The 12,659-nt window shown below is 42.5% G+C and carries 2 protein-coding genes; both read left to right on the top strand.

Features of this window, described 5'->3' with window-relative positions; all coding sequences use genetic code 11:
- Window positions 1-4,669 (top strand): non-ribosomal peptide synthetase (locus tag IQ264_RS27865; protein WP_193985083.1); only part of this gene is annotated, 4,669 nt, incomplete at its 5' end.
- Window positions 4,666-12,659, top strand: a 7,994-nt coding sequence (locus IQ264_RS27860) for a non-ribosomal peptide synthetase (RefSeq protein ID WP_193985081.1), incomplete at its 3' end; no start/stop codon positions are given. The genes IQ264_RS27865 and IQ264_RS27860, both read left to right, overlap by 4 nt.

Below are 12,659 nucleotides of genomic sequence, written 5' to 3'. Positions count from 1 at the left end.
CCCCCAACCCCTTCTGATTCCCCTAACTGAAGCCCAAAAGCAACTCTGGACATTAGCCCAGATGGGCGAAGATAGTTCAGTTGCCTATAATGAACATTCAACGGTGCTATTGCGAGGTGCTTTGAATGTGCGGGCAATGGGCAAAGCGATCCAGAAAGTAGTCGATCGTCACGAGGCTTTACGGACACAATTCAGCCCAGAGGGGGATGTGCAAGAAATTCTACCTTCTATTGAAATCGATTGTCCGGTGTTGGACTTCACTGGAGGAGATGTTGCACGCGATGAGCAAATAGCTGCATTCTTTCGCCAAGAAAGCCAAAAACTCTTCGACCTCTCTAAGGTTCCGCTGATACGTCTGTATCTCCTTAAATTAGAACCAGAACTCCATGTATTAGTTTTGAGCGCCCATCACATCGTAGTTGATGGCTGGTCATTAGGAGTTATTTTCCGAGAGTTAATGCAGCTGTATTCAGATGAGTGTCAAGGGGTAATTTGCGATTACGATCGCCCTACACAATTTCGAGAATTTATCAACTGGCAAAATGAGCAACTCCAGTCGCAGGAGATGAAAGCTCATGAATCATACTGGTTGGATAAATTAAGCGCACCTCCTGTCTTAGAATTACCTACCGATCGCATTCGTCCACCGATCAAAACCTATAATGGCGATCGAGAAACCATTAAGCTCGATACTGAAGTAACCAAAAGCCTCAAACTGTTGGGTCGTAAACAGGGTTGCACTCTGCTAATGACACTGCTATCAGTTTATACGACGTTATTTCATCGACTAACAGGACAGGACGACATTATTGTGGGGGTTCCTACTTCTGGTCGATCGATGAATGAGAGTGAAGGGATAGTTGGCTATTGCACCCATATCTTACCAATTCGGAGTCAGTTATCAGGTAATCCCACCTTCGCAGAATATATCAAACAAATGCGGGGGACTTTATTGGCAGCTTACGAACACCAAGATTACCCCTTTGCCCAAATAATCGATCGACTAAATCTACCCAGAGACAACAGTCGTCTTCCCTTAGTTAGCGTCAGCTTTAATTTAGAGCCACATACTACCCCGCCAGAAGTTTTTGGGCTGGAAGTTAGCATATATCCTCAAGCCATTAACTTTAAAGACCGGGATCTGCATTTAAACGTAACAGAAATAGCGGGTGAGCTATTGATTGAATGCGATTACAATACCGACTTATTTAATGCAGGCACCATTGAGCGTTGGCTAAGTCATTTCCAAACCTTGCTAGAAGCAGTTGTCAGCGATCCAAAACAACATTTGCGGGAATTACCTCTACTTAATAACACCCAACGGCATCAGTTATTAATCGAGTGGAATGATACTCAAGCTGACTATCCAACTGATAAATGTCTGCATCAGTTGTTTGAGGCACAGGTAGAGAAAACCCCGGATGCAGTAGCGGTAAAGTTTGAAAATCAACAATTGACTTACCAGCAGTTGAACGATCGATCGAATCAGTTAGCCCATTATTTGCGCTCATTAGGTGTGGGTGCAGATGTGCTGGTGGGGATTTGTGTAGAACGATCGATCGAGATGGTAGTCGGACTCCTGGGTATTCTCAAAGCGGGTGGAGCATACCTTCCCCTTGACCCAGATTATCCCATTGAGCGATCGCACTTTATGTTGTCAGACTCTCAAGTTGGGGTGTTACTGACTCAACACAAATTTGTAGAGACGTTGCGTACTGTAGAGACGTTGTATACAACGTCTCTACAGTACGCAACGTCTCTACCTCAACATCAAGCACGCCTTGTTTGTTTGGACACTGACTGGCAACTAATTCAAAAGTGTAGTCAGGATAATCCTGTCTGTAACGTTGCACCGGAAAACCTAGCTTATGTAATTTATACATCGGGTTCCACTGGTCAACCGAAGGGGGTAATGCTTTGTCACAGTAACATTTGCAACCATACGTTCTGGATGCAAGCCACATTCCCCTTGACAGAAAAAGACAAAGTATTACAAAAAACTCCCTTTGGTTTTGATGCTTCCGTATGGGAATTTTACGCTCCATTAATCGTGGGCGGACAGTTGATCTTGGCTCAACCTGGAGGTCATGCTGACCCAGCTTACCTGTTAAAATTAATTGCCCAAGAGCAGGTAAATCGGGTGCAATTTGTGCCATCTTTGCTGCAAATGCTTTTAGAGCAAGGAGGAATCGAAACTTGTCAATCCCTCAAAGATATATTTTGTGGTGGTGAAGTCTTGCCAGTGGCTTTGCAAGAGAGCTTGTTGAGTAAGCTAGATGTGAATTTGTACAATCTCTATGGCCCTACAGAAGCTTGTATTGATTCAACTTTCTGGAATTGCCAGCCCCAGATTTACAGACAATGTGTTATCGGTCGCCCGATTTCTAACACCCAGGTATACATACTCGACGAATATTGTCAACCAGTACCAGTAGGAGTCCCAGGAGAATTACACCTTGGAGGTGCGGGATTAGGCAGAGGCTACCTGAATCGACCAGAATTAACTAATGAGAAGTTTATTGCCAATCCCTTTGACAATTCTGTAGGGGCGGGTTTAGTAGAAAACCTTGGTAACAAACAGACAATCTCTGGACAAAACCCGCCCCTACTGTATAAAACGGGAGATTTAGCACGCTATTTACCTGATGGCAACATCGAATACCTGGGACGGATTGACAATCAAGTAAAAGTTCGTGGCTTCCGCATTGAGTTAGGCGAAATCGAAGCGATTTTGAGCCAGCATCCCCAAGTGCAAGCCGCTGCGGTCATTGTGCGAGAAGATATTCCAGGGAATAAAAGGATTGTGGCTTACATCGTAGTCGAAACAGAGGGGAAACTTACAATCAACGAATTGCGATCGCACACCAAAGCCAAGTTACCAGATTATATGGTGCCGAGTGCCTTCGTGTTCTTAGAAACGCTGCCATTAACACCAAACGGGAAGATCGATCGCAATTCCCTACCCATCCCAGAATCCCGTTCAGGAATAGATCAGAATATAGTTGCCCCTCGCACTTCAACCGAAGAAACGCTAGCAATTATTTGGCAACAAGTTTTGGGAGTAGAAGAAATCGGCATTCACGATAACTTCTTTGAACTCGGTGGCGATTCAATCCTGAGCATTTCAATTATTAGCAAAGCAAGACAAGCAGGATTAGACTTTAGTGTCAAACAACTATTTACCAATCAGACAATTGCTGAATTAGCCGCAGTTGCAGGTGTTAGTAAAGTAACTAAAATCGAACAAGGATTAGTTACAGGAAAAGTAGAATTAACACCGATTCAACAATGGTTTTTTGAGCAAAACTTTGTTGAGACTGAACACTTTAATCAAGCATTTTTGCTGACAACACCATCTAACTTCCAACCCGAACTTTTAGAACCAATCTGGCAGCAATTGCTGATCCATCATGATGCGTTGCGCTTACGTTTTACCCAAACAGAATCAGGTTGGGAACAGATTCATGCTACGCCAAATGATAAAATTGCCATCTCCTATTTTGACTTATCAAATCAGCCAGACAATGAGCAGAAATCTAACATTGAAAACACGGCTAACTCCTTACAAGCGAGTTTGAATCTGGCAGAAAATCTCGTTCAAATCGCCTATTTCAAAGGGGGAGAAAACCAAGAAGGAAGATTATTAATAGTAATTCACCATTTAGTAGTCGATGGAGTTTCTTGGCGGATTTTATTAGAAGATTTGCAAACAGCTTACCAACAACTAAGTGAAGGGCAAGCAATTCAACTACCACCGAAAACAACCTCCTTCCAAAATTGGGCGCAACAGTTAACCAATTATGCTCAATTAGAGGTTTTAAAATCTGAATTATCTTATTGGTTGACCGAATCTTACGCCAATGTTTCTGGTATTCCTGTAGACTATCCCCAAGGAGAAAACACTGTTGCTTCAGCTAACAATATATCTGTATCGTTAAATGAAGCCGAAACTCGATCGCTCTTACAAGATGTCCCCAAAGCTTACTCTACCCAAATTAATGATGTTTTATTGACAGCTTTAGTCTTAGTTTTGAGTAAATGGACTAACTCAAATTCTGTGTTATTCAACTTAGAAGGTCATGGACGGGAAGATATTATTGAAGGGGTAGATTTATCCCGAACTGTTGGTTGGTTTACCACAATTTTCCCGGTTTGTGTACAACTCGAAGACAGCAATAAACAGCATTTAGGAGAGGTTTTAAAATCAGTCAAAGAACAATTACGATCGATCCCCAAAAAAGGAATTGGCTATGGAATATTGCGTTATTTATCTGACGATCGAGACATCCAAAACCAAATTAAAAACCTAACAAAAGCAGAGATTTGCTTCAATTATTTAGGTCAATTTAGCCAATTGTTCCAGCAAAATTCTCTACTACAAATAGCAAATGAATCGACTGGAAACAGCGAAAGTTTACAATCTCATCGCTCTAATTTACTCGAAATCAATGCTATTATTACCAACGATCAGTTGCAAATAGATTGGATATACAGTAGTAACCTGCATAACTCAAGCACGATCGAGAAAATTGCCCAAGAATTTGTCTCCACTTTGCAAGAGTTAATTGCTCATTGTTTATCACCAGAAAACGCTGGTTTTACTCCTAGTGATTTCCCCTTAGTACAACTTAGCCAACTAGAACTAGATCAAATTTTAGAAAATCTATGAAACCTGAAATTAACAAAACTAACAAGCAAAATATTGAGGATATTTATCCCTTATCCCCAATGCAACAGGGGATGCTGTTTGAAAGTTTGTATGCTCCCGACTCAGGAGTATATTTTCAGCAGGTAGTTTGTACTTTTCAGGGAAACTTAGATGTATCAGCGTTTAAACAAGCTTGGCAACAAGTAGTAGCGAGACATTCAGTTTTCCGTACAGCTTTCTTATGGGAGCGTGTTAGCCAGCCGACACAAATAGTATATCGACAAGTGAATGTTGCGATCGAAACATTCGATTGGCGAGCATTATCTACACAAGAACAGCAACAACAATTACAAGTGTTTCTTGATGCTCAACAGCAGCAAGGTTTCTCTTTTTCCCAAGCGCCATTGATGCGTTTACATCTAATTCAATGTGAGGAAAATACTTACCAATTTGTTTGGAGTCATCATCATTTATTGCTTGATGGTTGGTCTTTATCTTTGGTGTTTAAAGATTTATTGAACTTTTACCAAGCAATCTCTCAAGGAAAAACTTTAACTTATCAACCTGCACTCAACTACCGAAATTATATTGCTTGGCTACAAAAACAAGATCGAAACTTAGCGGAAGAATACTGGCGAGAAAAACTCCAAGGTTTTAGTGCTCCGACTCCTTTGATGGTGGATAAACCTTTGTCCAATCGGGAAAATGGATCGCCTAGTTATAAAGAACAAGAAATCCGTTTAAGTCGTGAGACAACAGGAAATGCTAATACTTTTGTTCGAGAACATCAATTAACACTTTCTAATTTAGCGCAGGCAACTTGGGCTTTGTTGCTGTCTCGCTATTCTCAAGAAACTGATGTGGTATTTGGTGCGACTGTTTCAGGTCGTCCGCCTGCGATCGCAGGAGTCGAATCAATGGTAGGTTTATTTATTAATACCTTACCTGTGCGCGTCCAAATCTCAGAACAAACCGAACTTTTGAGTTTGTTGAAGGATTTACAGCTGCAACTTGTAGACTCAGAACAATTTTCCTATAGTTCCTTAGTGGAAATTCAGGGATTTAGTGATGTACCTAGAGGTACTTCTTTGTTCGACAGTATTGTGATCTTCGAGAATTATTTGGTAGATAGTTCTGTCCTCGAAGACAAAGGTGATTTTTCGCTTTCTAATGTTCAGGTTATTGAAAAAACTAATTATCCTTTAACACTTTTTGTTGAGCCTGGGGAACAATTATTAGTTAGGTTGAGCTACGATGCCAATCGTTTTGATGATAGTGCAATCAGCCGGATGTTGGGTCATTTTGTAACTCTGATTGAGGCTATTGTCGCTAATCCTCAAATGCCAATTTCCCAACTACCAATATTAACCGCAGTTGAACAAAATCAACTATTAATAGAATGGAATAATACACAAACTAATTATCCGACAAATAATTGCATCCATCAGTTGTTTGAAGAACAAGTAGAAAAAACACCAGACGCAGTAGCAGTAGTATTTGAAAATCAACAACTGACTTATCGGGAATTAAATAATCGGGCAAATCAGTTAGCACATTATTTGCGCTCTTTGGGTGTAGGTGCAGATGTGCTAGTCGGGATTTGTGTAGAACGTTCTCTCTTAATGTTAGTCGGACTTTTGGGAATTCTCAAAGCAGGTGGAGCTTACGTTCCCCTTGACCCAGAATATCCCACTGAACGTATAGCTTTTATGTTGTCTAATTCCCAAGTGTCAGTACTTTTGACACAGGAAAAATTGATAACCCAACTACCTAAAATTGACCTTCATCTCATCAGCTTAGATGCAGATTGGGAAATCATAGCCCAGCAAAATCAAAACAATATTATTAGTCAAGTTTGTCCAGAAAATTTAGCTTATGTAATCTATACATCTGGATCGACAGGACAACCTAAAGGCGTTCAAATCTCACACTCTAGTCTGACCAACTTTCTCTACTCAATGAAACAGGAGGTAGGCATCAATGCCAAAGACATTCTTTTGGCAGTTACTACTATCTGTTTTGACATTGCCGGATTAGAATTTTACTTACCATTAATTGTTGGTGCTCAAGTTGTTTTACTCCCCCGCGAACAAAGTGCTGATGGTACAAAATTATCCGAAAAGTTGCTGCAATCTGGTGTCACAATTATGCAAGCAACTCCAGCTACTTGGCGATTGCTTTTGGGAAGTGGGTGGCAAGGTAATCATCAGTTAAAAATTCTTTGTGGTGGTGAAGCGTTAAGTCATGAGTTAGCTGTGGCACTTTTGGAAAGAAGTCAGTGTTTGTGGAATGTGTATGGCCCAACAGAAACTACTATTTGGTCAACGATTTCTAGAGTAGAAACCGATCGCAATTTTGCTGCCGTTCAAGATAGTTTAGAATCTATTGGTCGTCCCATCGCTAATACTCAAATATACATTCTCGATCGATCTCTTCAGCCAGTACCCATCGGCGTACCAGGAGAATTACATATAGGCGGTGCTGGATTAGCCAAAGGCTACCTTAACAGACCAGAATTAACAAATGAAAAGTTTATCCCCAATCCCTTTGACAATTCAAAAAACGAAGCTGTAGAGACGTTGTATACAACGTCTCTACCGTCAAAATTATATAAGACGGGGGATTTAGCCCGATATTTACCAGATGGCAACATCGAATACTTGGGACGGATTGACAATCAAGTAAAAATTCGTGGTTTCCGTATTGAATTAGGCGAAATAGAAGCAATCTTAAACCAGCATCCCCAAGTGCAAACCGCTGTAGTCATTGCTACGCCTACGGCACGCTGGCGCGAACGCGAAGACATTCCGGGAGATAAACGCCTAGTCGCTTACATCATACCCGAAATCGAAACCACACCCACAAACAACGAACTGCGGCAATATCTGAAATCCAAGCTTCCAGAATACATGGTGCCGAGTGCTTTCGTGCTTCTTGAAGCTTTCCCCTTGACACCAAACGGCAAAATCGATCGTCGCGCCCTTCCCGCACCAGATTTTCACACCCAACAACCAGACAAATATCAAGCCCCCCGCACCCCAGTAGAAGAAATTCTGGCACAAGCTTGGAAACAAATCCTCAAACTAAATCAAGTTGGCATTCACGACAACTTCTTTGAACTAGGAGGACATTCATTACTTGCAACTCAACTAATTTCCCGCATACGCAGCAACTTGCAAGTAGAACTGCCACTAAGGAGTCTTTTTGGCGCACCCACCATAGCCGAATTAGCCCCAATTATTCAACAATTACAGCAACAAGATTTACAATTGAGTGCGCCACCAATTGTTAAACGAGACAACAATAACGATTTACCACTTTCATTTGCCCAGACAAGGTTGTGGTTTATCGACCAATTTGAAAGCAATAGTGGTTTATACAACATACCTTTTGCAATACGTTTAGAAGGAAGTCTCGAAGTAGCCGCCTTAGAACAAAGTCTTCAAGAAATTGTGGTGCGCCACGAAGCATTACGCACCAATTTTATAACCGTTGATGGGCAACCAAATCAAATTATTCAGAGTCAAATAAACTGGAAATTATCGGTTGTTAACTTCAAAGATTTATCCCCAAATCAACTTGTAGGGGCGGGTTTAGGAAATAATTTTGGTACCGAACAGACAATCTCTGAACAAAACCCGCCCCTACTATTAGAATTACTCCAACAAAAAGCAATTGAACCATTTGACCTAGCAAATGATTGCTTGCTTCAAGCTACATTAGTCGCACTATCTGAAACCGAACATATCTTGCTGTTATGTATGCACCACATAGTTTCTGATGGTTGGTCGATCGGTGTTTTGCTTGCAGAATTGGCAGCACTATACAATGCTTATGCTCAAGGTTTGCCATCTCCATTAAGTCCACTACCAATTCAATACGCTGACTTCGCTATCTGGCAGCGACAATGGCTACAAGGTGAAGTTCTGCAAACCCAATTAAGTTATTGGCAAAATCAACTAGCTGATGCACCAGCTTTATTATCACTTCCCACAGACCGACCCAGACCAGCAGTACAAACCTTCGTCGGTGGACATCAACAGTTTGCCCTATCTGCTGAATTAACCCAAAAATTGAACCAACTAAGTCAAGAACAAGGGGTAACTTTGTTTATGACTCTGTTGGCAGCATTTAATACTTTACTCTACCGCTACAGTGGACAAACAGATATTGTCGTCGGTTCACCTATTGCCAACCGGAATCACCACGAAATCGAAGGGTTAATTGGCTTTTTTATCAATACTTTAGTGTTGAGGACAGACCTATCAAATAATCAGAGTTTCACCAAATTACTCAATCAAGTGCGAGAGGTGTCTTTAGGGGCTTATGCACATCAGGATTTGCCGTTTGAGATGCTGGTGGAGGCATTGCAGCCAGAACGCAACCTCAGCTATTCGCCTCTGTTCCAGGTGATGTTTGCGCTTCAGAATGCACCTGTGTCTTTAGTCCCGCTAGATGGATTAAGGTTGACTCAAGTAGAAGTAGAAAATGCGATCGCCAAATTTGATTTAGGTTTGGCAATGGAAAGTACCCCTGATGGACTAGTAGGCTGGTGGGAGTACAACACCGACTTGTTTGATGGGGGCACTATTGAGCGGATGACAGGTCATTTTGTGACACTATTAGAATCAATTGTCGCCAATCCCCAAACGCCGATTTCTCAATTGTCGATGTTAACGCGATCGGAACAGCAGCAGTTGTTGGTAGAGTGGAATGATACTCGAACAGATTACGCGATCGATAAATGTCTCCACCAATTGTTTGAAGCACAAGTAGAAAAGACACCCCAATCAGTAGCAGTAGTATTTGAGAATCAACAACTGACTTACCGAGAATTGAACGATCGATCGAATCAATTAGCCCATTATTTGCGCTCTTTGGGTGTGGGTGCAGATGTGCCAGTGGGGATTTGTGTGGAAAGATCGATCGAAATGGTTGTGGGAATACTTGGTATTCTCAAAGCCGGAGGAGCTTACGTTCCTTTAGATCCAGAATATCCTAGTGAGCGTTTGCGTTTTATGCTCGCAGATTCATCTGTATCTGTGTTGCTGACTCAACACAAATTTGTAGAGACGTTGTATACAACGTCTCTACCTACACAACCCACACACTTAGTTGGCTTGGATACTGACTGGACAGTGATTTCGCAATCCAGTCCAGAGAATCTGATTTGTGATGTCCAACCAGAAAACCTAGCTTATGTAATTTATACCTCTGGTTCCACAGGACAACCCAAAGGCGTAGCCATGAATCATCTACCCCTAGTGAATCTGATCCTTTGGCAGCAGCAAAATACCACGATTTCTCAGGGAGCAAAAACCCTACAATTTGCCCCGATTAGCTTTGATGTTTCCTGCCAAGAAATGTTCTCCACTTGGTGTAGTGGTGGGACATTAGTGTTGATTACTGAACAATTACGCAAAGAACCTGTAGCTTTATTAAATTTACTCTCTGAACTTGCAGTTGAGAGATTGTTTCTCCCCTTTGTCGGCTTACAACAGCTAGCAGAGGTAGCGGTGGGAAACCAATCAACTGTATGTCTGAAAGAAATCATCACGGCTGGGGAACAGTTACAAATGACACCAGCAATTACCCAGTGGTTGCATCAGCTAAGTAACTGTACTTTGCACAATCATTATGGGCCATCGGAAAGTCATGTAGTTACCAGTTATACCCTAAATCAAACAGCAGGAAGTTGGCCTTTACTACCACCGATCGGTCGCCCCATAGCCAACAGCCAAATCTATATCCTCGATCGATCTCTCCAGCCAGTACCGATCGGAGTCCCAGGAGAATTGCACATAGGCGGTGTTTCCCTAGCCAGAGGCTACCTGAACCGACCAGAATTAACTAATGAAAAATTCATCGCCAATCCCTTCGACAATGAACCGAATTCTCGCCTCTATAAAACTGGAGACTTAGCCCGCTACTTGCCAGATGGTAATATCGAATACTTAGGACGGATTGACAATCAAGTAAAAATTCGGGGTTTCCGCATTGAGTTGGGTGAAATAGAAGCAGTTTTAAACCAACATCCCCAAGTGAAAACAGCGGTGGCGATCGTCCGCGAAGACACACCCGGAGACAAACGCCTAGTAGCTTACATTACCTCAGAAACGTCAGCGACACTGACAAGCAGCGAATTGCGGCAATACATGAAATCGAAGTTGCCAGAGTACATGGTGCCAAGTGCTTTTGTGATTCTCGAAGTTCTCCCCCTGACTCCCAGCGGTAAACTCGATCGTCGCGCCCTAAGAGCACCCGATTTTCAGACTCAACAAGACAAATATCAAGCACCCCGCACCCCAATAGAAGAAATCCTCACCCACCTGTGGGGACAAATTCTCAAAATAAATCAAGTCGGGATTCACGACAACTTCTTTGAACTAGGGGGACATTCCCTACTCGCCACCCAACTAATGTCCCGGATTCGCAGCCACTTCCAAGTGGAACTGCCTTTGCGGAGTCTGTTTGCAGCACCTACAGTTGCAGAGTTAGCACCGATAATTCAACAATTACAGCAACAGAATTTACAACTGAGTTCGCCACCACTTTTACCCAGAGACAACCAAAGCGATCGATCGCTCTCATTTGCCCAAACTAGGTTGTGGTTTATTGACCAGCTGGAACCAAATAGTGCCTTATACAACATCCCAGCTGCATTACGTTTGGTCGGAAGCTTAGACGTAGCCGCCTTAGAACAAAGCTTTCAAGCAATTGTCCAGCGTCATGAAGCATTACGCACCAATTTCATTGCCGTTGATGGGCAACCCACACAAATCATTCATGGAGAAGCTAACTGGAAATTATCGGTTGTTAACTTCAAAGATTTATCCCCAAATCAACTTGTAGGGGCGGGTTTAGTAAATAATTTTTGTACCGAACAGACAATCTCTGAACAAAACCCGCCCCTACTATTAGAATTACTGCAACAACAAGCCCTTGCACCATTTGACCTCGCAAAAGATTGCTTACTCAGAGCCACATTAATAGTGTTGTCTCCCGATGAACACATTTTGAGCTTGTGTATGCACCACATAGTTTCTGATGGTTGGTCGATCGGTGTATTTGTGGCAGAACTAACAGCACTGTACAATGCTTATACTCTTCAACAACAATCACCTTTAAGCCCACTGCCAATTCAATACACTGACTTTGCCATCTGGCAGCGAGAATGGTTGCAAGGTGAAGTGCTGCAAACCCAATTAAGTTACTGGCAAAATCAACTAGCAGATGCGCCACCTCTATTATCACTCCCGACGGATCGCCCCAGACCAGCAGTGCAAACTTATCAAGGTGCTCATCAAGAATTTGCCCTGTCTGCGGAATTAACCCAAAAATTGACAATCCTGAGTCAAGAACAAGGGGTAACTTTGTTTATGACCCTGTTGGCAGCGTTTGATACTTTACTCTACCGCTACAGTGGACAAACAGATATTGTCGTCGGTTCACCCATTGCCAACCGGAACAAAAGTGAAATCGAAGGGTTAATTGGCTTTTTTGTCAATACTTTAGTCCTCAGAACAGATTTATCAAATAATCCCAGTTTTGCTCAACTGCTCGATCGAGTGCGCGAGGTTTCTTTAGCAGCATACACCCATCAAGATTTGCCGTTTGAGATGTTGGTGGAGGCTTTGCAACCGGAACGGGATCTAGGCCATACCCCTCTGTTCCAGGTGATGTTTATCCTCCAGAATGCACCTCTGCCTGAGTTAGAACTGGGTGAGTTAACCCTAAGTCCGATCGATCTCGAAAGTGCGATCGCCAAATTTGATTTAACTTTATCAATGCAGAGTACCCCAACTGGATTGGTGGGGATGTGGGAGTACAACACCGACTTATTTGATGGCAGCACCATTGAGCGAATGACAGGTCATTTGGTGACACTGCTAGAAGCAATTGTCACTAATCCCGAAACGCCGATTTCTCAATTACCGATGTTAACTTCATCGGAACAGCAACAGTTGTTAGTCCAGTGGAATGATACTCAAACACATGGAGGGGTTAGGGG

The sequence above is a fragment of the [Phormidium] sp. LEGE 05292 genome (genome assembly GCF_015207735.1).
Classification (GTDB): Bacteria; Cyanobacteriota; Cyanobacteriia; order Cyanobacteriales; family Aerosakkonemataceae; genus Floridanema.
This window is presented reverse-complemented; position numbering and strand designations above follow the sequence as displayed.